We start from the raw sequence: 24,241 nt of genomic DNA, 5'->3' as shown, positions 1-24,241 counted from the left end.
CCGGGCATCCACGCCCATTGCGCGGGATATCAAAACGTGGATGGCCGGGACAAGCCCGGCCATGACGGTAGATGGTTTGTTGCTTCAGCGGCTCACGCCGCCTTACTCGTCACGCCGCTTTTTTTTTGAACGTGCCGCGGATGTTGTCGAACAGCTCCACCTTCACGCCGTTGCGGCGCATGATGAAGCCCTGCTGCAACACCGACAGCGTGTTGTTCCAGGCCCAATAGATCACGAGGCCGGCCGGGAAGCCCGCGAGCATGAAGGTGAAGATCAGCGGCATCCAGTTGAAGATCATCGCCTGCGTCGGATCCGGCGGCGTCGGGTTCAGCTTCATCTGGAACCACATCGTGATGCCCATGATGATCGGCCAGATGCCGAGCGCCAGGTAGTGGCCGAACAGCGGCAGCTGGGTCGGGTCGAACGGGATCAGGCCGAACAGCGTGAACAGATTGGTCGGATCCGGCGCCGACAGGTCCTTGATCCAGCCATAGAACGGCGCATGCCGCATCTCGATGGTGACGAACAGCACCTTGTAGAGCGAGAAGAACACCGGGATCTGCAGCACGACCGGAAGACAGCCGGCGACCGGGTTGATCTTCTCCTTCTTGTAGATCTCCATCATCTCCTGCTGCTGCTTCATCCGGTCGTCCGGATAGCGCTCCTTGAGCGCCTGGAGCTGCGGCTGGATCGCCTTCATCTTCGCCATCGAGGCGTAGGACTTGTTGGCGAGCGGGAAGAACAGGAGCTTCACCAGCACCGTCACCAGCAGGATCGAGATGCCGAAATTGCCGAAGAAGCGGAAGAAGAAATCCAGCGCCAGGAACATCGGCTTGGTCAGGAAGTAGAACCAGCCCCAGTCGATCAGGAGATCGAAATGGTTCAGCCCGAGCTGCTGGTTGTAGCCGCCGAGGCCGCCGATCGGGAAGTTGATGCCGACGACGCCGGCCTCCTTGGCGCCGGCGAACAGCCGCGTGGAGACGCTGGCCGAGCCGCCGGCCGGTACCGTCTGCGGGGTCTCGACATAGTCCGTCTGGTAGCGATGCTGGTTGTCGACCAGCTTCGACGAATAGTTCGCCTGCAGGCGGGCATCCGTCATCGGCAGCAGCGCGGCCGCCCAATATTTGTCGGTGATGCCGAGCCAGCCATTGGTGACGTCGAACTTCGCCGCCTTCTCGTCGTCCATCTTCTTGTAGGTGAATTCCTGCAGGCCCTTTTCGCCGAGATAGCCGATCAGGCCTTCATGCAGGATGTAATAGCCCGAGACTTGCGGCGTGCCATGACGCGAGATCAGGCCGTAGGGATACAGCGTCACCGGCGCATTGCCGGCGTTGGTGACGTCGTCCTTGATGGTGAAGAGATAGTGGTCGTCCACGGAAATGGTGCGCTGGAAGGTCAGGCCGTCGCCGTTGGTGAAGGTCAGCTTCACCGGGGTCGAGGGCGTCAGCGCGTTGGAGCCGTCCTGCTGCCACATCGTGCTCTGGTCCGGCACCTGCACCTTGGCGCCGGCGGCGTTGACCCAGCCGAACTCGGCGTAATAGGGCTCGGCGGTGTTGGACGGCGAGAACAGCACGATCGCCGGCGATTTCGGATCGACCGTCTCGCGGTACTTCACGAAAGCCAGATCGTCGATGCGCGCGCCCTTCAGCGAGATGCTGCCGGTCAGCCGCGGCGTGTCGATCTTGACGCGCGGGGTGGCGGCGATGGCGGTGTCGCGCGGCATCACGCCTGTGCTGATCACGGCCCCGCCCGGTGCGCTCGGGCTGCCGGTTGCGGAAGCGCCCGGCTGCGGGGTGGCAGACGGAGCGGTGCTGTCGGGCTGCGTTGCCGGCGCCTGCTTCTTGGCGAGCTCGGCCTGCAGTTGGGCCTGCGCGCGCTGCTTCTCCATCTGCGGTCCGTTGTAGAAGACCTGCCACAGGATCAGCACGAGGCCGGACAGAATGACGGCGAGGATGGTGTTGCGATTGTCGGTCATCGTTTTCTTATCGTCTCGTCGTTCAATCCGGTTTGCGGGAATGCGCGTCCGGTGCGGGAGCGTTTGGCTGATCCGCATCCGACGGCTTGCGCGGCTGCGGCTTGGCCTGCGGCCGGTCGAGGCGGCGGAGCGTCGCCTGGAGGTCGGCGAGCATGGTCGAGAAGTCGCGTGACAGGGCATCCCGCCGGCCGACCAGCACGTAATCACTGTGCGGCCGCATCGACAGGGGATCGAGCCGTTTCACAAGCTCGCGCAACCGCCGACGGATGCGATTACGCTCCGTGGCGGTGCCATTCTTCTTGGTGACGGTAAAGCCGATCCGGATCGGGCCCTGGTCCGGCCGTTCCCGGCGCTGGACCCCGAAGGCAGGGCTGTTCGCCCGCACGCCATCGGCAACGGCGAGGAAGTCCGCCCGCTGCCGCAGCCGATCCATGATGGAAATCTCCGGGACAGACGCCCTGGCTTCAGGCGCTGAGACGCTTGCGGCCCCGGGCGCGACGCGCGGCAAGGACCTTGCGGCCGCCGGTGGTGGCGAGACGGGCGCGGAAGCCGTGACGGCGCTTGCGCACCAGTTTGCTGGGTTGATAAGTCCGCTTCACGGGTCGTTCTCCGCTGCCGGGCAATTTGCCAGTTGACAACTTGCCTGCTTGAAATGTCGATTGATGTCCGGTGATGCTTCCGGGCCCGAAATGGACCGCTGCCGGCCCTGAAATCGAGCCGCTCCCGGGCGGGCCGGGTCATCGCGGACGGTTGGCGCGGCTTATAAGGGAGCGTCCCGCCTTCGTCAATCGCGGCAAGGCGTCCTAGGCGGTGCAGGCGATCGACGGCGCCGTGATCTCGTAAAGACCTTCGTCACCGGGTCGGCATGGCGAATGAGACGAAGCAAGACGAGAACGCAAGACCCTGGGCGCAGGACGAGGGCAAGAATAGCCTCCGCACGGCGGGGTTGAAGACGTCAGAGGTCGTGCAGTTTTGGGTTCCATTATGAACGATTTGGAAACCGGAACATGAGCGATCCGTAATTTGACCGGACTCCGGTGCAGTCCCATCTTGCGGTCCCGTAAGGGTGGGGGTGTCTCTTACAAGGGCGATACGTGACCGAGAGCGACAACCAGCCAATCCTGGAGCGCCTGCGACCGAAAAGGTCGCGCCGGCTCGGCTTGTCTGGAAAGCTGCTGCTGTTGACCATTCCGCTGGTGATGATCGCGGAGGTGCTGATCTACGTGCCGGCGATCGCCAATTTCTGGACCAACCGGCTCAACGATCGCCTGGCGGCCGCCAATACCGCTGCGCTGGTGCTTGATGCCGCGCCGTCCGGCATGGTGCCGGATTCGCTGGCGCGGCAGATCCTCACCTCCATCAACGCGCGCGGCGTCGCCATCAAGATGGGCCAGCAGCGCCGCCTGCTCGCCAGCGCCGACCTGCCCGCCTCGATCGACCACGACTTCGACATGCGCGACATGACGGTGTGGTCGTCGATCGTGAACTCGCTGACGATGATGACGGAGACCGGCGATCACACCATGCGCGTGATCGGGCCGTCGCCGGGCCGCGCCCAGTTCATCGAGGTCGTGACCGACGAGAAGCCGTTGCGCAAGGCGATGTATCGCTTCTCGCGCAATCTGCTCGGCGTGTCGCTGCTGCTGGCGGTGCTGACCGCGGCGCTGGTCTATCTTGCTCTGCATTTCCTGTTCGTGCGGCCAATGCGGCGCCTCACCGCGAGCCTCGTCGGCTTCCACGAAAATCCGGAGAGCGTGGCGCGAATCATCGTGCCGAGCCAGCGTTCCGACGAGATCGGCGTCGCCGAGCGTGAGCTCGCCGACATGCAGCGCGACCTCGTCTCGATGCTGCATCAGAAGAGCCGGCTCGCCGCCCTCGGCCTCGCCGTGTCCAAGATCAACCATGACCTCCGCAACCTGCTGGCCTCGTCGCAACTGCTGTCGGACCAGCTCGCCAGCGTTCCCGATCCGCGGGTGCAGCGCTTCGCGCCGAAGCTGATGCGCTCGCTGGAGCGCGCCATCGCGTTCTGCCAGTCGACGCTGTCCTACGGCAAGGTGCAGGAGCCGGCGCCGGACCGCCGCATGGTGGCGGTCGAGCAGGTGGTGGCGGAGGTGCGGGAGACCGCTGGCCTGTCGCCGGATGCCTCGATCACGTGGATCGCGGCGATCGAGCGCGGGCTGAAGATCGATGCTGATCCGGACCAGCTGTTCCGCGTGCTGCTCAACCTGGTGCGCAATGCCGCCCAGGCCTTGGACAGCCTCGCGGCGGATGCCGGCGTGCGCCAGATCCGCATCACCGGCCGCCGCGAGGGCGGGGTGGCGATCCTGGAGGTCTCGGACACGGGTCCCGGCGTCCCGGCGAAGGTGCGAGAGCACCTGTTCGAGGCCTTCCGTGGTGCCGGTCGTCCGGGCGGCTCGGGGCTGGGCCTTGCGATCGCGGCCGAGCTGGTCCGGGCCCATGATGGCGACATCCAGCTGGTCGAAGGGACCCTGGGGGCCACCTTCCGAATCACGATTCCCGACCGCCCTGTCGAGCTGCAGACCTTCTGGACCGAGCGCGCCAGCGCCTGAACCGGACCGGCCTCACCTGCCATTCCGGGGCGATGCCGCAGGCGTCGAGCCCGGAACTCCGGGCGTGCCGGAACGAAGCCCGTCCGCTCCGGCCCTACCGAACCGCGCCAGCGCGTCTGCGGAAAAATGGTCGCAAATTGTCCCGCTCCAGCCTTGCCAAGCGGTCTCCGAGCCGTTAGTCAGAGGCCCTTCGCGAGGCCTGCCGGCATTTGCCGCCCCGGCCTTCCGGGATCCGGCCCCTGGCCCGGAGCCTGCCAAACGCGAAAAACGCGCCCGTAGCTCAGCTGGATAGAGCATCAGACTACGAATCTGAGGGTCGGACGTTCGAATCGTTCCGGGCGCGCCATTTAAATCAATGACTTAGCTAAAGTCACCGTTTGAGATTTGAAAACTAAAACGGTTTTGGTGTGCGACATGCATGCTTGTGGACGGTGCCGCTCCTGGCAAAGGATTGCATCCAGATCGGAGAATTAACGGGAGTTCGAATTCCACTCTCTCCGCCAGTGCCTCTGAGGTCCTATAAATCATCGAAGCCGTCGAGATGGCTATGGCGTGGCCGAAGCCACGCGTTCGAGAAGAGCCAATAGCCCGCGGAGAATTTCGAGCGGAGCGGGCGGGCACCCCGGGACATGCAGATCGACCGGCACGACCTCTCCCACGCCCCCCACCACGGCATAGCTGCCGGCGAAGCACCCGCCGTCGCGGGCGCAGTCGCCCACGGCCACGACCCACTTCGGATTTGGCGTTGCGTTGTAGGTCCGCTCCAGCGCCATGCGCATGTTCTTCGTCACCGGCCCAGTCACCAGCAGCACGTCCGCGTGGCGCGGTGAGGCGACGAAGCGGAGGCCGAAGCGTTCGAGATCGTAATAGGCGTTGTTGAGCGCATGAATTTCCAGCTCGCAGCCGTTGCAGGAGCCGGCGTCGACCTCGCGGATCGACAGCGACCGGCCAAGGCGCCGGCGGGCCGCCCGCTCCAGCGCAGCGCCCACTTCTGCAAGTGCCCGGTCGTCGGCCGACGGCGCCGGCTCCGTCAACGGCATCTGCACGAGACTCTGGAACAGCAGCTTTCTCATCTGGATGGACGTCCCTAGAGGTCGTGGCCCGAGTAGGAGCAGTTGAACGATTTGTTGCAGAGCGGGAAATCGGCAACGATGTTGTCTTGGATCGCGGCCTCCAGCAGCGGCCATTGGAACCAGGAAGGGTCACGCAGATGGCAGTGCGCAATGCTGTTGTCGGCATTGAGCCTGAGCCAGACCAGGATGTCGCCGCGAAAACCCTCCACCAGCGCCATGCCCTCGCGAACCTCGCCGGCCATGGGCAGATCGATCCGCAACTCGCCCTGCGGCATCCGCTCCAGCAATTGGGTGACGAGCCCTAGACTCTGCTCGATCTCGCGAAGGCGAATCCACACCCGCGCGTTGACGTCGCCGGCCTCAAGCACAGGAATCTCGAAGGCGAGCTTGTCATAGGGCGCGTAGGCAAGATGCTTGCGCGCGTCGAAGGCGCGGCCCGATGCGCGGCCGATGAAGCCGCCGGGCGCGTATTGACGGGCGAGATCGGCCTTCACCGTGCCCGTGGTGACGGTGCGATCCTGGAGCGAGGCCGTGTTGTCGTAGAGTTCGACCAGGGCCGGGAAGCGTGCCTGGATATCGCTCACCAGCGATCGGATCGCCTGGATGCCACCCTGGTTGATATCGGTCGCAACGCCGCCGGGCAGGATCAAGTCGCGCATCAGGCGGTGCCCGAAAACATTGCCCGCGCCGCGCAGCACCTTCTCGCGCAACACGCCGCAATGGGCCAGCATCAGGGCGAAGGAAGCATCGTTGCAGATTGCGCCGAAATCGCCGAGATGATTGGCGAGACGTTCCAGCTCCGCCATCAGCGCGCGCAGATGGTGCGCACGCAGCGGAACTTCCACCCCCAACGCGGCCTCCACCGCGCGCGCGAAGGCCAGTCCGTAGGCGACCGTGCTGTCACCGGAGGCGCGAGCTGCGAGCTTGCCCGCCTTCGCAAGGTTCGCGCCCGCAATCAGGCCTTCGATACCCTTGTGCACATAGCCGAGCCGAGGCTCTAACCGCACAACGGTCTCGCCGTTGGCTGTGAAGCGGAAGTGGCCGGGCTCGATGATGCCGGCATGGACCGGGCCGACCGGAATCTGATGCAGGCCGTCGCCTTCGACGGGAAGGAACGCATAGGTCTTGTCGATCGGCGTCGGCTCGGGCTTCGCAGCGAGCGGATGCCGCAGGTCCCAATTGCCGTGGTCGAGCCAGGCGCGCGGGTCCGGCAGGCCCTGCGGCTCCAGGCCGCGGAGATCGCGGATGGTCCGTTCCAGCCGAAGTGCCGGTGGGTGGTGCAGACCGACCGACGGATAGCGGCGGGTCGGGCAATCGAGCGTGACGATGCCGACCACAGTCTTCGGCGCATCGAGCAGCGCCATGTGAACGCGATCCGCCTCGCCCCAAAGGCCGAGCAGTTCCCAGTCGGCGCCGGCAAGTCCCGCGATCGCCTCGTTCCAGGTCGCGACGCCGACGACGGCGCGCGGCCAGGGACAGGGGCTCGATGCAAGCTCGCCTTGGCGCAGGAGTTCGTCGAGGCCCATTGCGATCACCCCAGAATATCGGCGACGTGCCGGAACCACGTGACGAGCGTGGGCGGGAGGAAGATTCCGGCGATCAGCACGAGACCGAAATGCACGATCATCGGCATGTAGGAGGCATCCGATGGTGCAGTGCTTCCGGTCGGCACGCCAAAGGCGATACCGTTGAGATGATAGAACAGCGCGCCGAGCGCGAGCAGGATGCCGAACACGAGCGGGATGGCAAGCAGTGGCTCGCGCGCGAAGGTCGAGGTCACGACCAGGAATTCGCTCATGAAGACGCCGAACGGCGGCAATCCGGCGATGGCCACGACACCGATCACGAGGCTCCAGCCGAGCGCCGGATGGGTCGCGGTCAGGCCGCGGATATCGGCGATCTTCTGCGTGTCCTTGATCTGCGCGACATGGCCAACGGCAAAGAAGATTCCCGACTTGGTAAGGCTGTGCATCACCATGTGCAGCAGCCCCGCAAAATTGGCGACCGGGCCGCCCATCCCGAAGGCAAAGGTGATGATCCCCATGTGCTCGATCGAGGAATAGGCGAACAGGCGTTTGATGTCGCGCCGCCGGTAGAGCATGAAGGCGGCGAACACCAGCGACACCAGACCGAGTGTCACCATCAGGGGTCCAGGAGCCACCGCGCTCGGATTGGCTGCCAGCACGATCTTGAAACGAAGCACTGCGTAGAGTGCGACGTTGAGCAGGAGGCCGGACAACACCGCGGAGATCGGCGTCGGCCCTTCCGCATGCGCATCCGGCAGCCAGGCGTGCAGCGGCGCCAACCCCACCTTGGTGCCGTAGCCGAGCAGCAGGAATATGAAGGCGACGTTGATCAGCGCCGGATCGAACTGCGAGGCATGCGCGACCAGCACCGTCCAGACCATGCCGTTGATGCCTTCGCCCACCACGGGGAGCGCAGCCATGTAGACCAGGATGGTACCGAACAGCGCGAGCCCGATGCCGACGCTGCCGAGAATGAAATATTTCCAGGCGGCTTCGAGCGCTTCATGGGTGCGGTAGATGCCGACCATCAGCACGGTCGTCAGCGTCGCCAGTTCGATGCCGACCCACATCAAGCCGATATTGTTGGCGGTCAGCGCGAGATTCATCCCGCCCATCATGACCTGGAACATGGCGTGGTAGAAACGCAAGTATGCAGGCGTCAGCCGCCCGGTCGCCAGCTCGTGGCCGATATAGCTTGCCGAAAACACGCTGGTGGTGAAGCCGACGAAGGTATTGAGCACGATGAACGCGATGTTGAGTTCATCGACGAACAGGTAAGAGCCGGGCTGGATGTGATCGGCGAAGAACATCGAGAGCGAGGCCGCGAAGGTCAACCCCGACGCCAGCACGTTGAGGCGCGCGGACAGCCGATAGCCGGGAAGCAGGGCCAGCACAGCGGCCGAGACGACCGGAATGACGGTGACGAGGACGACGCCCTCGTTGGTGGACAACATCATCGGCGCTCTCCGCGAAAGCGATCCAGCGCCTGGACATCGACGGTATCGAAGCGCTCGCGGATCCGGAACAGGAAGACGCCGATCACGAAGAAGGCGATCAGGATCGAGAAGGCGACGCTGATCTCGACTACCAGCGGCATGCCGCGCGCGCCGGTGCCTGCGAGCACCAGCCCGTTTTCAAGCGACATGAAGCCGACCACCTGGCTCACGGCGTTACGCCGGCTCACCATCATCAACAGACCGAGCAGTACGACCGACAGCGCGAAGGCGAGGTCCTCGCGCGCGAGCGGATCGGCGGCGGGGGTGACCTTCAGCATGACCGTCATCGAGAGCGCGACCAGTCCCATGCCGGTCAGCATGGTCGTTCCGGAACCGATCACGGTTTCGATCTCGCGATGGATGCCGAGCCGCTGGATGATGCGATGCAGCCCGACCGGCACGACCACGGCCTTGAAGACCAGCGCGATCATGGCGGTGACATAGAGATGCGGCGCGCTCTGGACGTGGGCCTGCCAGGCGACCGACATCGCGAGCAGCACGGCCTGGAGCGCAAAGGCGTTGAGCAGGGCATAGAGCCGGTGCTGTGTGATCATCAGGAAGCTGACCAGCAACAGGCTGCCCGCCAACAGGTGCGCGACGTCGAATGTCAGTCCGTGCGCCATTGCTAGAGGCTCCTCGATACGAACAACAGCAGCGTGCCGAGCAGGCCGAGCATCAAGGCAGCGCCGACGAAATCCGGTAGGCGGAACACCCTCATCTTCGCAATGGCGGTCTCGAACACGCCGAGCAGAAAGCCGAACACAGTGAGCTTGGCGAGATAGCCGGTGAATCCGGTCAGATGGCTTGCGGTGCTCGCGCTGGGCGCAGCCAGCGTCCACGGCACGAAGATGCAGCCGATCAGCGAGATGTAGAGCAGCAGCTTGACCGCGGCGGCGAGTTCGATCATGGCGAGGTGGCGACCTGAATATTCCAGCACCATGGCTTCATGCACCATGGTGAGTTCGAGATGGGTCGCCGGGTTGTCGACCGGAACGCGGCCGTTTTCGGCGATGGCGACGATGATCAGCCCGACCATCGCAAGGCCCAGCGAGACACGCAGGCCGACGCCCGAGGCGAACAGATCGGCCACGGCCGAGAGCTGCGTCGAGTGCGCGACCAGCGCCATGGTGAAGACGACCAGCAGCATGGCCGGCTCGGCGAGCGAGGCGATCATCATTTCCCGGCTCGCCCCGATGCCGCCGAAGGCGGTGCCGATATCCATGCCGGCGAGCGCGAGGAAAAACCGCGCGCTGGCGAGCAGCGCGATGATGGCGATGAGGTCCGCGGACCAGCTGAACAGCAAACCCTTGGCGAAGGTCGGCACCAGCGCGGCGGCGACCCAGGTCGCCGCGAAGATCAGATAGGGCGCGACGCGGAATATCCACGAGGCATTGTCCGCGACCACGACCTCCTTCTTCAGGAGCCGTAGGATATCGCGATAGGGCTGCACGATCGGCGGGCCGCGGCGGCGCTGGAGACGCGCCTTCACCTTGCGGATGAAGCCGGTCAGCAGCGGCGCCGCCAGCAGCACCAGCATCATCTGCGAGACCTGAACGAGAAGGGCGGAGATCAGCTCCATATCGCCAGCACCAGCAAGAGCAGCACGAGGGAGAGGAAGACAAGGCTGAGGTAGCGGCGGATGGTGAGGAATTGCAGTTTGTTGAGCTGGAGCGCGGCGCGTTCGACGGCGCCGGCAACCGGCTCGTAGAGCCAGTCCCACACCGGATCGGCGATCGTCAGCGTGAAGCGGGCGGCGCGTGTGTCGCCGGGCGCGGGCATGGTGACCTCTTCACTCGTGACAGGAGTCCGCGCCAGGAACACGCGGCGGATAGGCTGGGCAAAGCTCGAGCCGGAATACTGCGTCAGCGGACTGGGATCGGGAAAGCCGCAATCCCATGCCGGGCCGCGGCGGATCGCGTGCGAGGCGAAGCGGTGGATGGCCCACACCGCCAGCAGCGCGGACGTGGTGATGAAGAGAAAGACGAGCAAGCCGTTATAGGAGCTGCCGGTTTCGGCCTCCGGCACGATCGTGAGCCAGGGCCGGCTCCCCTGCGGCGTCAGCGCCGTGCCGGCAAGCTGGTGCGTGATCGGGGCGATGGCATCGATGATGAAGCCCGGAACGATGCCGGTGATCAGGCAGAGCAAGGCAAGTGTCGCCATGGCCGAGAGCGAGAAGCGGTCCACCTCCGTTGCTTGTCCCGCTTCCGTGCTGCGTGGACGGCCGAGGAAGGTGATACCGAAGGCCTTGACGAAGGTCGCGCCCGCCAGCGCTGCTGCGAGCGCGAGCAGGCCGCCTGCCGCCGGGACCATGACCTTCAGCAACCATCGCGCCAGGTCGGGACTCTGAAGCACGGCCTGGAAGGTTAGCCATTCCGATACGAAACCGTTCAGTGGCGGCAGCGCCGAGATCGCCATGCAGCCGACCAGGAACAGGAAGCTCGTCACCGGCATGCGGTGGATCAATCCGCCGAGACGATCCATGTCGCGCTCGCCGGTTGCGGTCAGCACCGCGCCGGCGCCGAAGAACAGCAGGCTCTTGAAGAGGGAATGGTTGAGCACGTGCAACAAGGCCGCCGTTATGGCCAGCGCGGCCGCCGCATTCATGCCGTCGGCTCGGAACGACAGCGCGAGGCCGAGCCCGATGAAGACGATGCCGATATTTTCTATGGTCGAATAGGCGAGCAGCCGCTTGGCGTCGTCCTGCATCAGGGCCTGCAACACGCCGAGGACTGCGCTCAGGCTGCCGATCGCGAGCAGCAGCGCGCCCGACCACCAGGGCAGGTCGCCGGCAAGATCGAACACGATGCGGATGAAGGCGTAGATCGCGACCTTCGTCATCACGCCGCTCATCAGAGCCGAAACGTGACTTGGCGCCGCCGGATGCGCAAGCGGCAGCCAGGCATGCAGCGGCACCAGCCCGGCCTTGGATCCTGCACCGATCAGGACCAGTACGAGGACCATCGCAGCCGTCAGCGGCGTTCGCACGCCATGTCTGATCGTCTCGAAGTCGTAACTGCCGCCTGGCCCGGCGAGCAGGCCGAGGGCGAGCAGGAGCGCGAGCGTGCCGAGGCTCGCCATGATCAGATACACGTAGCCGGCGCGCCTGTTCTCGGGATCGCGATGATGCGCGATTACGAGCGCCCAGGAGGCCAGTGACATGAACTCCCAGGACAACAGATAGCTGAAGGCATCGGCCGCCAGCAGGACCAGATTCATTCCGGCGAGGAAGGCCGGAAAGAACGGCAGCACGCGATGCGGCTCCTCCGCGTGCGCGCCGTAGCCGAGCGCGTAGAGACTTGCCACGGCGCCGCCGATATTCACGACAACGAGAAAGAAGGCCGAGAGCGCATCGATCGCGAAGTGTGCGCCGATCCAGGGCAGGCCGAGCGGCAGAACGAGGTCAGTCGGGGCGCCGGCATGGCCGGCAAGCGCGAGAAGCGAAAAAACCGTCGCCGCGCTGCACAGCGCCAGCATGGCGCCGTAGATGATGCGAGTCGCCGCATACGCGCGCGCGATGGCTACCGCCAACAGCGCAACCCCCAACATCGCCGCTGCGCAGAGCATGAGGAATGCAACGACACTCATCTGAATTGGATCCTATGCCCTTTTCGCCATACCCTTCACGTGGCGCGAGTCGGAGAGTGCGGGCTCCTTGAGCCGGACTCCGCGGCCTCCGGTCTGACTGGCTGCTCCGTCGCCGATCAGTTCGATGCCGCTCTGGATCAGCGCCTCGATCAATTTCATCAAGGAATCGACGTTGCCGCGCACGACGCCTTCGCTCGCTTCCATGCGCTGGATCGTGGGGACCGAAAGGCCAGACAGTTCGGCAAGCTGGCGCTGGTCGATGTCAAGAAGCGCCCTGGCCGCGCGGAGCTGTGCTGCGGTGATCATCGTCGAGATGCCAGTACTGATATTTTGTGCATCAATACTGCACGTAAAAGTGCTAGCTGTTCGATCAATTATACCAATGAAGTTGTTTTGTATAGCTATATTGATGTTCGAGACCTCATTTGCCGAGGACTTTGTCCCAGGCATCAACGCATTGGAGGGTGCGTATTGCAGGCCGGCCATTGATCGACTCGCTTGATGGACTTTCGGCGATGACGGATTATTGGTGGAACAGGTCGTTGTCGGGGGCGAAACCCTATTCTCCGGCCGTAGCTCAATCGGTGGGTTTGGGTCGGGGAAGAACGAAAATGCGTTCTCTTTCAATGGAGATTGACTGATACTCTCTCCGCCACAGGGGAGCTTGTGCCGTCATCTATGCAGAAGAGCGGATCGCTACACGCGTTTCGCGCGTCTAGGAGCCGACACTAAGCACCTCTCTCCCACGGAGCGCGCTCTTGCTATTCCGCGATCGCTGACTTCAGCCCTTGTTGCCCGCGAATGTCGTCAGCGATAACATTGGCATGTGGGTTGAGAAGTTGCGAGTTGGTGGATTTCAGCCACCGACGGATACTTGGGCTATTCGCATTCGATGCCGCAAATACCGTACTGCTGATTGCTTGTTGTTGGCGTCGTAGGTGATCCTCCAGCAGCTTGGGGCGAGTGATGTCGCCTGCGTTCACGCCGGGAATTGCGTGGTTCATCAGCAGCTTTGCATCGAACTCCGACACGCCGGCTGCGGCGGCGATGGTGCGAAAGCTCTGCCGTAGATCGTTACCCCATTTCGACAGCGTGGCCCGATCTTCCTTCTGCTCGACGATGTGCCCCGACACGCTGTCGGCCGGGAATATCCATTGGCGGGCGTGCGACGGATGCATCTGATGTCCGAAACGCATGACTCGGATCAGGCAGCGGATCATTTCCCGAGATAGAGGATGTCGAAGGCCCGCTTCGCGCAGCCCTTGGGCTTGGGAATGTGCAGGATCCGTCTCTTGAAATCGATATTGCCCGGAGTGGTTTCCTGCAACGCGGTGGGCCGACATCCCGAAAGCAGCGTGAAGAGATGGAATTCACGGCGGATCGGATTGTCCAAAGCCGGCAATTCGGAAAACCAGGCCCTCAGATCACCGGGCCCCATTCCGGTGTCGCGTCGCTTCTCTCCATCCCAGTCGATAGCCCCGACGGGATTATCGGGCGGCAAGGTCTTGTTGGCTTTTCGGGCGTGGGAATAGATGGCCCGGAGAGTGCGCATGCTTCCATTCGCAATATATGGCCCGTTCTCCTTGGTGATTTCGTCATGTCTCTCGACCACCTTTGCAGGGTGGCGGCCCAAATCTTCCAATGGCGTATCGAGCCATTTGATGAAGAGTCGTTCCACGTGATCCCGATAGCTCTCGATTGTGCGCTCGCTACGGCCTTTCCCAATCATGTGGGCGTCGCGATATCGCTCCCACGCTTGCCTGAGCGTGATGCCGCCGGATTGATGCGCGGTCGGGCTATCCCCGCTGGCCGCGACGCGACTCGGTTTCGACCCGGCCTTGGGATGCTGACCCCGGCCTATCTGAGCAAGATATTCCTTGGCAGTCGCTCGGGCCGTCCTTGTCGAGAGTTCTTTGACGTCGCCGATTGCGACCCGGATCGACGTCGCTCGCTTGCCGTCCTCGCGAAGGTCGCCTTGGACGGTAAAGGTTCGTTTTCGCTTTCCGACGACGACGAAGAATCCCTTCAGTTCGGTGTCGCGCGCCAGATACCAGCCCTTCCTCGGGGTCGGCAGGCGAGCGATTTCTTTGTCGGTCAGCAGGAGGCGGACATCGGCCATCGGAGCGCTCCGAAACAAAAACGGTTTTTCAAACGGTTTTGGAAAATCGGGGAGTTCGACGGTTCGACCCTGACCTTGTAGGGAGGATGTGCGATAAAAGGCTCGAAATTAAGGACTTTTGCGTCTATCGTTGCGCTGTGGCGTACAGTCGGATAGCGTGGCGAAGCAATGTTTTTGAACTACGAATCTGAGGGTCGGACGTTCGAATCGTTCCGGGCGCGCCATTCGCCGATGAACCACAGCACGTTCAATTCGCACGTCCATCAGTTCCGGTCGATGCGTCGATTGGCGGATCTCGGGCGCGCAGGAGAACAATCTTGAGTCGCTTCTGGTCAGAGCTCGTTCATGGGCTGTCGCCCTATGTGCCTGGCGAGCAGCCGCAGATCCCGGGCCTGGTCAAGCTCAACACCAATGAGAGCCCGTTCGGGCCGTCGCCGAAGGCGATCGAGGCCATACGGGCCGCCGCTGCCGACACCTTGCGGCTCTATCCAGATCCCCAGGCAACGCGGCTGCGCGAGGTGCTCGCGGCCTATCACAAGGTCTCACCCGAGCAGGTGTTCGTCGGCAACGGCTCCGACGAGGTGCTCGCGCATACATTTGCGGCGCTCCTGAAGCAACCTGCGCCGCTGCTGTTCCCTGACGTGACCTACAGCTTCTATCCGGTCTACTGCCGGCTGCTCGGAATCGATTACGCGACCGTTCCGCTCGATGCCGAGATGCGCGTGCGTATCGACGATTATGTCGACCGCCCCGGCCCCGTGATCGTGGCCAATCCGAATGCGCCGACCGGAATTGCGCTGTCGCGTGCCGAGATCGCACGGTTGGCTGCTGCCCACAGCGATGTGGCCGTCGTCATCGACGAGGCCTATGTCGATTTCGGCGCCGAGACTGCGATCCCTTTGATCTCCGAGCATCCCAACCTGCTGGTGGTGCAGACGATGTCGAAATCGCGCGCGCTGGCCGGGCTGCGCGTCGGCTACGCGATCGGCGCCGCCGGCCTGATCGAAGGCCTGACGCGGGTCAAGGACAGCTTCAACTCCTACCCGCTCGGCCGGCCCGCCCAGGCCGGCGCGATCGCCTCGATCGAGGACGACGCCCATTTCCAGCAGGCGCGCTCGGTCATCATGAAGAACCGCGCCGACCTCACCGCCGCGCTGGCCCGTCTCGGCTTCGAGGTCCTGCCGTCCAGCGCCAATTTCGTCTTCGTCCGTCATCCTGATCATTCCGGCCAGGCGCTGGCCACGGCCTTGCGTCAGCGCGCCGTGCTCGTCCGCCATTTCACCGCCCCGCGGATCGCGGACTATCTGCGTATCACCATCGGCTCGGAGACGGAGCTCGCGCGGCTGACGGACGCGCTGCGCGAGGTGTTGGCGCAGAATGGTTGAGAGTTGTGGCTGAGATGACGATCGGTCGGAGCCGATCCGCCACGACCGGCACACTCTGCGAAGCCTGGATGCCATTGGTCCCAGACATCAGACCCGAAGCACGCGCGCGATTTCTAGCAGCCGCGGCACCTGCGCGTGAATGGCTGCAGCCACGTCGCGGTCGAGCCTGTCGCGCCAGCGCGCAGGAATCGCCGCCAGCCCATAGGTGGCGCCGGCCAGCATGCCCGCGAGAGCGCCCGTCGTGTCGGCGTCGCCGCCCTGGTTGACGGTCTGCACCAGGCATTCTGTGAACGAGTCGATGGCGAGATAGTGGTGCAGCACGGTCTGCATGGTGTCGACGATGAAGGCCGAGCTCTGCCCGGGGTAGGGGACGAAGCTGAAGGCGCGGTGCTTGCCGATCAGAGCTTCGGCTTCGCGGCGGACGGCGTCCTGGCCCTCACCCTGCAGCAAGGCATGAGTCATGCGCACCAGCGCAACGCAGGCGTCGTCCGACAGCGGATGATGGTGCGTGGCGCGCGCCTGCGCCAGCGTCCACGTCTCGGCGTTGTCCGGTGCCTCGAGCGTCGCGAGCGCCACTGGCAGTACGCGCATCGCCGCGCCATTGCCGGCGTCGCCTTCGGCGTAGACACCTTCGACCGTGCCGCGCATGACGTAGCGGCGGATGCCGCGGCGGCAGGTGTTGCCGACATCGGCCGGCCCGGTCCGGAGCCACGCCGCGAACTCCTCGCAGACGTCGCGTGCGTCGAAGCCGCCATTGCGGATCAGCGAGCGTCCCAGCGCCAGCGACATCTCGGTGTCGTCGGTGACCTCGCCCGGCTTCAGCTTCAGCCAGCCGCCGCCGATGATGTCGCGATGCACGCCATATTGCGCGGCGATCTCGTCTCGGGTCATGAACTCGACGGTGGCGCCGAGCGCGTCGCCGATGGCAAAGCCGAGATAGGCCGCGAGCGCGCGTTCCTCGACATCGAGTGCGGTCATGCTGCGATCCGCTCACACATAGTCGACGCTCACGCGGTAGTCGCCGCCGATCACGAGGTATTCGCCTTCGCCCTTCAGCGCATGTGATGACAGCAGGCCGTTGAAGAACACGATCTTGCTGACGGGGACGTGCGCGGTGAGGATCATGTCGCCGAAGCAGCCGGCGGTGTCGCGGTCGGAGGAGAACGAGACGAGATTGTTGAGCCGGACCACCGCCTCGCGCCGCGTTGTTCGCGCCACGATCCAATGCTCGTCGAACGAATTGACGCCGCGATGCAGCGTCAGATGCGTCTCGCCTGGAAAGGCGAAGCGGCGCATCGCCCATTGGCAGAATTCGAACAGCAGATCGAGCTGCACCCAGATCGCATTGTTGTGGAAGCGGCTCGACATCTTCTCCTCGACATAGGTCGTCCAGGCCCGGCTTGCCACGCGTTCGATGATCTCCTTGTGGTAGGACGGACCGAGGCCGAACCGGCTCTCGACCCAGCCCTTGAGCACGGCGCCTTCCGGGCCGTTGCTGTCGAAGCCCCAGCCCTGGATCAGCCGCAGGAAGGACGAGCGGAAACGCCGCTGGCCGCCGGACGTCGCGGCGCGTTGCTCGGGATCGAGGCCGAACATCGCCATCATGTAGGTGGTGAAGGCTTCGCCGGCTTCGGCGAGATGTTCGGCCTGATCGAGCATCGTGAACAGGCTGGGGTTCATCTCGGTGACGCCCCAGATGTGCAGCGGCACCGCCGCCTCGTTGAAGGCAGCGCTCGCCAGCCACTCGGAAGGACGCCCCACGAGGTTGGTCGAATGGCCGATGCCGCGGCGGGCGCGCTGTGCTGCGTCGTTCATGGCCGGCATGATGCCGGGTCGCGCAGTGTAAGGGAAGCCGTCGGTACTGACATGGCGGAGAGCTTGTGATTGTCAGCTGCAACCGCCCCAGCCGGTGCTACCATGACCACCGCAACCCCGCCGCTTGGCGCCTTCGAAATCGCCCGCAGGCAACTGCGTCGCCGTTGCGCTGTCGGAGCGGTTCGTCTGTGAAGTGCATCGAGCGCGCCTGCCGAGAGCGTTGTCTTCGATCTATTCGAAACCGGCTGCTCGATCGCGCGCAGTGTGTCAGCACGGAGGGCAATCAGCACGATCGCGTTGAATTCTTCCCGGCCGTCCACGGGTGAGATGCCCGCGTCATCTGCGTCCACTGTAATGCTGCGGTAAGGCCGTGACGCTAGCTTCAATGCGTCCTTACGAGCGGCATCACATCGGTTTCGCCATCGACAGCGTGTCACGATGAGCCATGGCTCGCCGTCTCTCGATGTGGTGTTCGATCGGAAGGACATTGGAGCGCCGCCGCAGACCCGAAAGCCCGGCCTGATCAGGTCGGCTCCGTCCCACCTGCGGCACCTTCCATCATGATCTGGCGCCGCATGGCTTCGAACGTCGTCGGAGTCCAGTGAGCGGGCCGTTCGGTTTGTGTCCCAGCCCCACACGTCCGAACGGCCTGCCATGATGGACCTCGTGGTGACACTCGCGCTCACATGTTGGTCGCATCGTCTTGCGTCTGTAATGATCCGGTAAGCCGCGGCCGCGAGTCTCCCGCAGCGACGGCTGAGCTGATCGCAAGGAGAACCCAATGAAACGAATTTGCGCGCTTATGATCGTGGCCTCGACCATGGCAGGCACGATCGCGACGCCGGCCAATGCCGGTGGCAACCGCGGAGCGGCGGTGGCGGCCGGTGTCGTCGGAGGTCTGGCGATCGGAGCCCTGATCGGGTCTGCGGCAACCGCCCGTTCCGCGCCCACCTATGTCTACAGCTACGAGGATTGTCCGCCGCCGCGGGTCGTCTATCGTCGTCACCGCGTCTATGAGTACGACGCGGAATACGGCAACTATGGCGACGGCTATGTGTCCGGCTACCGGGACGGCTATTCCGACGGATCCTGGGACAACGACTGAGACCGCCGCCCGAGCGTACGACGCAAGGTCCCGCCAATGCGGGGCCTTGCCCTCGATCCGGACGTTCGGATGCGGTGACGAGGCTGCCGCGTCCAGCGTTGCCTCGACCTATCGCTCCCTCGGCCGTGTCACCAGGAATGCGACCACAGTCCGTGTGCATCCCGTCCAGCCGAGCAGCCGGGCCTGCACCGCGAACTCGCGCTTGACGTAATTGCCGGATCCGGCGGCCGCCGCTTCCGCGGCGGCGATGCAATCCGCCTGGTCGCGGAAGCACAGCGAAATCCAGCCTCCGCTGCCAGAGTCCGCACCGGTCTGGTGGGGTGTGGTGGGCAGACCGTAAGCGGGATGATCGGCACTGTAGAAGGTGGTTGCGAGCGCAAGGCTCTCGGTGCCGCCGACATGCTCGAGCGGCTTCCCCGTCAACTCCCGCCATTGTCGCGTCGCTTCCCGCGCGGTCTGCTGGTAGAAGGTACGGCCTTCCTCATAGCCGTGCTTGTTGCGATAGAAGGCGTGGAGCGGCGCCGCAACGATCGCAGCCAGGACGGCGATCCCGGCCGTCAGCACCGCGATGTTGACGGTATGAAAGCGCGCGATCGGATAGCTGGTGGCGCAGACGACGACCACGACGAACAGGAACAGTCCCTGCAGCGCCCATAGCGACGGCAGGTCGGTGCCCATGACCAGCGCGTTGATGACGGGCAGGCCGAGCGTGCCGATGGCGATATATGACAACAGCCGGAGGCCGTCGTTCAGCGTGGCCATCTCCGTGGAGAAAGACCTGATCCTGGCGCCGGCGACGATCAGCCAGGTCGCGGCCGGCACGGCCATCGCGGCCGCGAGCCCCAGCAGGAAGAACAGGGAATCCCGTAACGACGTGGACAGGTTGGACCTGGCGTGCAGCAGCGCGTACTGAATGGGGGCCGCATCGTTGGCGACGAGCCAGTCGAGATGCATCGACAGCGCGGCGAGGCCCACGACGCCGGAGATCCACGGCGATGCCGATGTGAAGTAGGCGCGTCGCTGCGGATGCGCCATGGCGGCGAATGCGAAGCTCATCACCAGAAAGATCGAGTAGTACTTGCCGAGCAGCGCGAGCGCGGCCGTCAGGCCGGCGGCCGCCGCCCAGGGCAGTGTTCGCGTTTCGAACGCGCGCAGGAAGCAGTAGGTGGCGAGCGGCCACGTCGCGAGCTGCACCGAGTTGGCGTTGAAGCGCTGTGCGTGAAACTGATAGGCCGGCGTCAGCATCAGCAGCAGCAGCACGATCACCCGCTTGTCCCCAGTGACGAAACGGCGCGAGACGAGATCGACGCACCACAGCGCCAGCGCCGCATTGGTCATCGCCATCAGGTGGAATGACCAGTCGGAGAGAGGGAAGACGGCGGTCCAGGCGCCGGCGATCCAGCCCATCAGCGGTGGATGCTTGTCGTAGCCCCAGGCGAACTGCCGTCCGAATGTCCAGGTCTCGAGAACGTCGGGATGCAGGCCGGCGCCGGCATAGGCGATCGAGAGATAGGCCGTCCACACGGCCACGAAGCAGGTCAGCAGCAGCGGCACCGCCCAGCCGGCCTCGATGCCGTCCAGCCAGCGCAGGAATGGAATGCGCCAGGCTGCCGGATGGCTGTCCGACCGTTCAGCGACGGTCGAGAACGCAAACTCGTGGAACATGCCGGTGTGCATCAAAAATGGTGCGTCGAACGGGACGTTCGGTGAGCGGCCGCGGCCGATAATTGGGGGCGGACCGTCCGGTGTGTCCGGTCGATCATGCGGCAGGCTCCATGCGAGCGAATCCTCGGCGTTTGTTTGAGTGCGCCAGTCTCGGCCAAGACGATTACGAAAGGCTGACGCCGCCGGCTTGCCGGCCGATGGAAAAACGGATCATCGCGGCGGGGCACGTCATACGACCGCAATCGCGCCAGCCGAGAAGCGGTTCAGCTTGCAATCGGAGATGTCGCGATAGGGCCAGTGCCCGCCAGCAGCGTGGAGTATATGAGCTGCGCGCGATCGGCGCTGGCAGAACGAGTCAACTTCGCTTGCGCGATCAAACAAAAGTATCAGAACACCGCCGACGTAATCCTATTGTAATCCCTCCGTAATGATAGGAACAGCCGATTGTCGATGATGCGGGAGAATCGCGTGCGCGTTCTGGTCGTTGAGGATGACCCCCAGCTGGGGATCTGGCTGCGGGATGCGCTCGCGACGGCGTTCGGCTCGTCGGACATCGTCACGACGCTCGACGAAGGGCGTGCGGCGATCGCCGTGCGCAATTTTGAGCTCGTGGTGATCGACCGCGGCCTCCCGGACGGCGACGGGCTGGCGCTGTTGCCGGATCTGCGGCAGCAGAAGCCGAGCCCGGCGACGGTCGTGCTGACCGCGCTCGATGACCCCGCCGACATCGCGCGTGCGCTCGACGAAGGCGCCGACGACTACGTCGCCAAGCCGTTCGAGCCGATCGAGCTGGTGGCACGGGCGAGGGCGGTGCTGCGCCGGCTGTTTCTCGACCGCGGCGCGACGGTGTCCATCGCCAATCTGAGCTACGACATCGTCAATCGCGCCGTCTGCGTCGAGGACGTGCCCATCGTGGTGCCGCGGCGCGAGCTGGCAATCCTTGAGGCGCTGGTCCGCCGCAGCGGGCGGGTGGTCCTGCGCGAGACGCTCGAAGCCGCGGCCTACGGCTTTGAGGACGAGATCCAGTCGAATGCCATCGAGGCCCACGTCTCGCGGTTGCGCCGCCGGCTGCGCGAGGCCAATTGCAGGGCCGCCATCAGGCCGGTGCGCGGCCTCGGCTATCTCCTCAGCGGCGAGTGACGCAGGTGAGGTGGCAGAAGCTCAGCCGTATCCGCCGCTCGATCACGTTGCTCTCGGCGACGCTGATCGGGGTGGTCACCACCATCATGCTGATCTGCGCGGCCGCCCTGCTGATCCGGTTCGGCGGCGACGATGACGGCACATGGGGCGCCGCCGACGTCGCCGATGCGCTGAAGGAGGCCGTATCCCGCGATGCCGGCGGCAAGCTGCTCATCAAGCAGACGTCGCGTCTCGACAAGATCATCCAGGATTTCGCGACATTCTGGTACGTCGTCTCCGACAAGAGCGGCGAGGTCAGCTACGGGCCGATTCCGAAATGGCGTCCGCACAAGCCTCCGTCGTCGCAGGACGGCACCAGCTTTCTGGCCTATGCGATCGATGGCGAGACGCGGAATTTCAAGCGCATGACGGCCGTTCGGAATACGCCGGTCGGTGAGGTCTGGATCGAGACCGGCGGCGTCGCCTATACGTCGACGCAGCTGATGCTGGGCACGCTGACCGACGCGACGGTCGTTGCGCTTCCAATCATCCTGGTGCTGGTCGTGACGGTATTCGCGGCCCTGGTGTTCGTGCCGACGCTGATCGCGCGCCCGGTTCGTGCGGTGGCGCGCGCGGCCGAGATGATCGACGGCGTGCCGGACGGCCGACGGCTGCCCGAGCGGGACGCGCCGGCGGAATTGCTGCCGCTGGTCACCGCGTTCAATCGCGCCCTGTCGCGCATCGATCATGCCGCGGAGGCGCAGCGCAACTTCCTGTCCAACGCGGCGCATGAGCTGCGGACGCCGCTGACCAATGCGCGGACCATGCTCGAGGCAATCCCGGATGCTGGCTTGCGGGCACGTCTCGTCGGCGAGAACCAGAAGCTGTCGTCGATCGTCACTATGCTGCTGCAACTGGCGCGCATTTCGATGGAGCCGGTCGAGCTGACCGAGATCGATCTGGTGGCGCTGGCCCGGCGCGTCACGGCCGAGCATGTGCCGATGGCGCTGAAGGCCGGCCTCGAGATCGGCTTCGCCGGATGCGATGCGCCGGTCTCGATCCTCGGCTCGGAGCCCGCGTTGGCGGTCGCGCTCTCCAACCTGATCAGGAACGCTGTCATGCATGCCGGCGCCGGCGGTCCGATTCTCGTCGAGGTCGACGCGTCGGCGCGCCTGAGCGTGATCGATTCGGGGCCCGGCCTGCAGGCCGATCAGCCCGAGCGCCTGCTGCAGCCGTTCGAGCGCGGCCGCGCCCATGGCGACGGCATGGGGCTCGGGCTCTCGATCGTGTCGCAGGTCATGGCGACGCATCACGGCCGCGTGGCGTTGCGTGAGACGCCAGGTGGCGGCACCACGGTCGAGCTCAGCTTCGCGCCTGCCGCGCCTCAGCCGGGCGGTGCACCGGCGGCGGCCGAGGCGGCAATCCCGGCGGTCCGCCGCATAGCCGAGAAGGCCGCGCCGCCGCCGCGCTCCGTTTAACGATTCCGCGCCCCGACCTCGCGAGCCTCGCGCGGCCCGCGCTCAGCGCGGCTCCCTGCTCCGCTGCCACTTCAGGAAGTCGCTGTAGAGTCTCGCGGCCTCGTCCGGCGACATCCGCGCCTGCGCCTTGCGCTCGTCGAGAAACTTGCGGAATTCGGCCGGGTTGGCATCCTGGCCCGGCGACTGCATCGTGCGGGCGCCGTCGAGCCATTCCTGCGCCGCCTTGAAGCGGACCAGGCCCTGCACCGGCGCCGACAGCACGGTGTCGCGCCATTTCGGATGCCGCGGCGGCGATTGCAGCACCTGGATCTTGCCGAACAGCGCGTCGACGAACCGCGCCGTGCGGCGATAGCGCTCGCTGTTCTCCGGCCAATTGTAGACCATCAGCACGGTCGAGGCGGCGACGGTCTCGACCTTGGTGCCGGGCGGCACCAGGTTCGGATATTCCTCGGACGAGAACGACGACGGCAGATAGATGTCCTGCAGCGCGTGGTCATAGGGGATCGTCAGGAGATGCAGCCGGCCGCCCTCGTTCTTGATGCCCTTGATGATCGGCGCGTCCTTCGACACCGAGGCGATCCAGGCATCGCCCTGGCCGTCGATCAGCTTCTGCAGCCCGCCGGTCGGATCAGTCTGGGAGTCGATGTCGGCGCGGATGCCGAGCCGGCGGAAGATCGTGCGCGCCGCCGGCAGGCCGATCGAGCGCTCGGCGAACACCCGCCGTCCATTGAGATCCTCCAGCGAGCGGATCTCGCGCCGCGCGACGATGTGGACGTCGTTGTGGAAGAGCTGCGCGATGTAGCGCACGCGCTGGGCAATGTCTGGAATGTTGTATTCCGTCTTCACGAATTCCAGCGCGTCGGTGGTGACGAAGCCCATGTCGATGTTCTTCAACATGATGATGTCGATGAGGTTCTGCGCCGAGCCCCTGCCGAGGATCGGCAGCACGCGCAGGCTCTCGCCCTCGTCGAGCACCGCGGCCATGTCGGAGCCCATGACCGACATCGGCCCGCCGATCGGCGCGGTGATCACGGTGACGGTGCCGGAGTTCAGCGCCTCGCGGTCCGGCAGCGTACCGACGGCGCCGCCGGTCGGCGGGCGCTGCGGCAATTGCTGCGCCCGGGCGCTGCCAGCCAGCGCCACGACGGATGACAGAACACATGCAAATACGAATGCGCCAACAGCTACGCGCGCGACACGATTCACCGAACGCTTCCTCGATACATTCTAACTTGACAGTGGACTTAGCAGTTCGATCCCGGCCGAAGTTTGGCCGTGAGGTGGCGATCAGCGAGATGCTGCAAAGTCGCCCGGCCCGCTTCACGGCTGT

19 protein-coding genes, 1 tRNA gene and 1 pseudogene are annotated in these 24,241 nt (G+C 64.8%); 6 read left to right on the top strand and 15 right to left on the bottom strand.

Annotated elements, in window-relative coordinates:
* Positions 1 to 109 precede the first annotated feature (109 nt).
* From yidC to rpmH, 3 genes are read right to left on the bottom strand one after another with little or no spacing between them, the layout of a single operon-like run.
* A complete protein-coding gene (gene yidC, locus QX126_RS23240) occupies positions 110 to 1,975 on the bottom strand; it encodes a membrane protein insertase YidC (protein ID WP_315734922.1) in 1,866 nt (621 codons plus the stop codon).
* 22 nt (positions 1,976 to 1,997) lie between these two features.
* A complete protein-coding gene (gene rnpA / locus QX126_RS23235) occupies positions 1,998 to 2,408 on the bottom strand; it encodes a ribonuclease P protein component (RefSeq protein WP_315734921.1) in 411 nt (136 codons plus the stop codon).
* A 31-nt stretch (positions 2,409 to 2,439) separates the two neighbouring features.
* The gene (gene rpmH, locus QX126_RS23230) at positions 2,440 to 2,574 is read right to left on the bottom strand and encodes a 50S ribosomal protein L34 (protein ID WP_006609582.1); all 135 of its coding nucleotides are present in this window, start codon (positions 2,572 to 2,574) and stop codon (positions 2,440 to 2,442) included.
* A 495-nt stretch (positions 2,575 to 3,069) separates the two neighbouring features.
* Between rpmH and QX126_RS23225 the strand changes: the two genes are divergently transcribed.
* Complete coding sequence (locus QX126_RS23225; protein WP_315734920.1) at positions 3,070 to 4,545, top strand: HAMP domain-containing sensor histidine kinase; 1,476 nt, start codon at positions 3,070 to 3,072, stop codon at positions 4,543 to 4,545.
* A gap of 269 nt (positions 4,546 to 4,814) precedes the next feature.
* Positions 4,815 to 4,891, top strand: a tRNA-Arg gene (locus QX126_RS23220).
* A 199-nt stretch (positions 4,892 to 5,090) separates the two neighbouring features.
* On the opposite strand, the gene QX126_RS23215 is transcribed toward QX126_RS23220, so the two are convergent.
* The 8 genes and pseudogenes from QX126_RS23215 to QX126_RS23180 all read right to left on the bottom strand — a co-directional run bounded on the left by QX126_RS23215 (position 5,091) and on the right by QX126_RS23180 (position 14,344).
* Entirely contained in the window at positions 5,091 to 5,618 is a 528-nt protein-coding gene (locus tag QX126_RS23215) for an NADH-quinone oxidoreductase subunit NuoB (RefSeq protein ID WP_315734919.1), read from the bottom strand.
* 14 nt (positions 5,619 to 5,632) lie between these two features.
* The gene (locus tag QX126_RS23210; RefSeq protein WP_315783901.1) at positions 5,633 to 7,144 is read right to left on the bottom strand and encodes an NADH-quinone oxidoreductase subunit C; all 1,512 of its coding nucleotides are present in this window, start codon (positions 7,142 to 7,144) and stop codon (positions 5,633 to 5,635) included.
* A gap of 5 nt (positions 7,145 to 7,149) precedes the next feature.
* Positions 7,150 to 8,598 (bottom strand): hydrogenase 4 subunit F, encoded by a 1,449-nt coding sequence (locus tag QX126_RS23205; RefSeq protein WP_315735705.1) that lies wholly within the window; start codon positions 8,596 to 8,598, stop codon positions 7,150 to 7,152.
* Positions 8,598 to 9,263 carry a hydrogenase-4 component E gene (locus QX126_RS23200; RefSeq protein ID WP_315734917.1) on the bottom strand — a complete coding sequence of 222 codons (666 nt, stop codon included), beginning with the start codon at positions 9,261 to 9,263 and terminating at the stop codon, positions 8,598 to 8,600. The genes QX126_RS23205 and QX126_RS23200 overlap by 1 nt, the downstream gene beginning before the upstream one ends.
* Before the next feature lie 2 nt (positions 9,264 to 9,265).
* Positions 9,266 to 10,219: a respiratory chain complex I subunit 1 family protein gene (locus QX126_RS23195; RefSeq protein WP_315773651.1), complete on the bottom strand. Its 954-nt coding sequence runs from the start codon at positions 10,217 to 10,219 to the stop codon at positions 9,266 to 9,268.
* Entirely contained in the window at positions 10,210 to 12,225 is a 2,016-nt protein-coding gene (gene hyfB / locus QX126_RS23190; protein WP_315783899.1) for a hydrogenase 4 subunit B, read from the bottom strand. Before hyfB ends, QX126_RS23195 begins: the two co-directional genes overlap by 10 nt.
* Positions 12,226 to 12,237: 12 nt before the next feature.
* On the bottom strand, positions 12,238 to 12,531 hold the full coding sequence (locus QX126_RS23185; RefSeq protein ID WP_315773686.1) for a helix-turn-helix domain-containing protein: 294 nt from the start codon (positions 12,529 to 12,531) through the stop codon (positions 12,238 to 12,240).
* A 455-nt stretch (positions 12,532 to 12,986) separates the two neighbouring features.
* Positions 12,987 to 14,344: pseudogene (locus QX126_RS23180) on the bottom strand (tyrosine-type recombinase/integrase).
* Between the two features lie 317 nt (positions 14,345 to 14,661).
* Between QX126_RS23180 and hisC the strand changes: the two are divergent.
* A complete protein-coding gene (gene hisC, locus QX126_RS23175) occupies positions 14,662 to 15,729 on the top strand; it encodes a histidinol-phosphate transaminase (protein WP_315775592.1) in 1,068 nt (355 codons plus the stop codon).
* An 87-nt stretch (positions 15,730 to 15,816) separates the two neighbouring features.
* Here the strand turns inward: hisC and draG are convergent, their stop codons facing one another.
* Positions 15,817 to 16,707: an ADP-ribosyl-[dinitrogen reductase] hydrolase gene (draG, locus tag QX126_RS23170; protein WP_315773658.1), complete on the bottom strand. Its 891-nt coding sequence runs from the start codon at positions 16,705 to 16,707 to the stop codon at positions 15,817 to 15,819.
* Between the two features lie 12 nt (positions 16,708 to 16,719).
* Positions 16,720 to 17,544, bottom strand: a complete 825-nt coding sequence (locus QX126_RS23165; protein WP_315783897.1) for an NAD(+)--dinitrogen-reductase ADP-D-ribosyltransferase — start codon at positions 17,542 to 17,544, stop codon at positions 16,720 to 16,722.
* Between the two features lie 781 nt (positions 17,545 to 18,325).
* On the opposite strand from QX126_RS23165, the gene QX126_RS23160 reads away from it, so the two are divergent.
* The gene (locus QX126_RS23160; RefSeq protein ID WP_315783895.1) at positions 18,326 to 18,649 is read left to right on the top strand and encodes a hypothetical protein; all 324 of its coding nucleotides are present in this window, start codon (positions 18,326 to 18,328) and stop codon (positions 18,647 to 18,649) included.
* A gap of 108 nt (positions 18,650 to 18,757) precedes the next feature.
* Here the strand turns inward: QX126_RS23160 and QX126_RS23155 are convergent, their stop codons facing one another.
* Entirely contained in the window at positions 18,758 to 20,314 is a 1,557-nt protein-coding gene (locus tag QX126_RS23155) for a glycosyltransferase family 39 protein (protein WP_315783893.1), read from the bottom strand.
* A gap of 468 nt (positions 20,315 to 20,782) precedes the next feature.
* On the opposite strand from QX126_RS23155, the gene QX126_RS23150 reads away from it, so the two are divergent.
* Together QX126_RS23150 and QX126_RS23145 are read left to right on the top strand one after the other, a co-directional pair.
* Positions 20,783 to 21,454 carry a response regulator transcription factor gene (locus QX126_RS23150; RefSeq protein ID WP_315783891.1) on the top strand — a complete coding sequence of 224 codons (672 nt, stop codon included), beginning with the start codon at positions 20,783 to 20,785 and terminating at the stop codon, positions 21,452 to 21,454.
* Positions 21,455 to 21,459: 5 nt separating this feature from the next.
* A complete protein-coding gene (locus QX126_RS23145; protein WP_315783889.1) occupies positions 21,460 to 22,911 on the top strand; it encodes a HAMP domain-containing sensor histidine kinase in 1,452 nt (483 codons plus the stop codon).
* Between the two features lie 42 nt (positions 22,912 to 22,953).
* On the opposite strand, the gene QX126_RS23140 is transcribed toward QX126_RS23145, so the two are convergent.
* Positions 22,954 to 24,117, bottom strand: a complete 1,164-nt coding sequence (locus QX126_RS23140; RefSeq protein ID WP_315783887.1) for a hypothetical protein — start codon at positions 24,115 to 24,117, stop codon at positions 22,954 to 22,956.
* Positions 24,118 to 24,241 lie beyond the last annotated feature (124 nt).

The organism is Bradyrhizobium sp. SZCCHNPS1003 (assembly GCF_032381555.1).
Lineage (GTDB): Bacteria > Pseudomonadota > Alphaproteobacteria > Rhizobiales > Xanthobacteraceae > Bradyrhizobium.
Note: the sequence above shows the minus strand (reverse complement) of the source record. Positions and strands in the feature narration are given on the sequence as shown.

Coding starts and splice junctions, on each gene's coding strand:
- yidC (WP_315734922.1), bottom strand. CDS start 1,975: ATGACCGACAATCGCAACACCATCCTCGCCGTCATTCTGTCCGGCCTC.
- QX126_RS23205 (WP_315735705.1), bottom strand. CDS start 8,598: ATGTTGTCCACCAACGAGGGCGTCGTCCTCGTCACCGTCATTCCGGTC.
- QX126_RS23185 (WP_315773686.1), bottom strand. CDS start 12,531: ATGATCACCGCAGCACAGCTCCGCGCGGCCAGGGCGCTTCTTGACATC.
- QX126_RS23155 (WP_315783893.1), bottom strand. CDS start 20,314: ATGTTCCACGAGTTTGCGTTCTCGACCGTCGCTGAACGGTCGGACAGC.
- draG (WP_315773658.1), bottom strand. CDS start 16,707: ATGACCGCACTCGATGTCGAGGAACGCGCGCTCGCGGCCTATCTCGGC.
- rnpA (WP_315734921.1), bottom strand. CDS start 2,408: ATGGATCGGCTGCGGCAGCGGGCGGACTTCCTCGCCGTTGCCGATGGC.
- QX126_RS23195 (WP_315773651.1), bottom strand. CDS start 10,219: ATGGAGCTGATCTCCGCCCTTCTCGTTCAGGTCTCGCAGATGATGCTG.
- QX126_RS23215 (WP_315734919.1), bottom strand. CDS start 5,618: ATGAGAAAGCTGCTGTTCCAGAGTCTCGTGCAGATGCCGTTGACGGAG.
- QX126_RS23200 (WP_315734917.1), bottom strand. CDS start 9,263: ATGGCGCACGGACTGACATTCGACGTCGCGCACCTGTTGGCGGGCAGC.
- QX126_RS23210 (WP_315783901.1), bottom strand. CDS start 7,144: ATGGGCCTCGACGAACTCCTGCGCCAAGGCGAGCTTGCATCGAGCCCC.
- hyfB (WP_315783899.1), bottom strand. CDS start 12,225: ATGAGTGTCGTTGCATTCCTCATGCTCTGCGCAGCGGCGATGTTGGGG.
- QX126_RS23165 (WP_315783897.1), bottom strand. CDS start 17,544: ATGAACGACGCAGCACAGCGCGCCCGCCGCGGCATCGGCCATTCGACC.
- QX126_RS23160 (WP_315783895.1), top strand. CDS start 18,326: ATGAAACGAATTTGCGCGCTTATGATCGTGGCCTCGACCATGGCAGGC.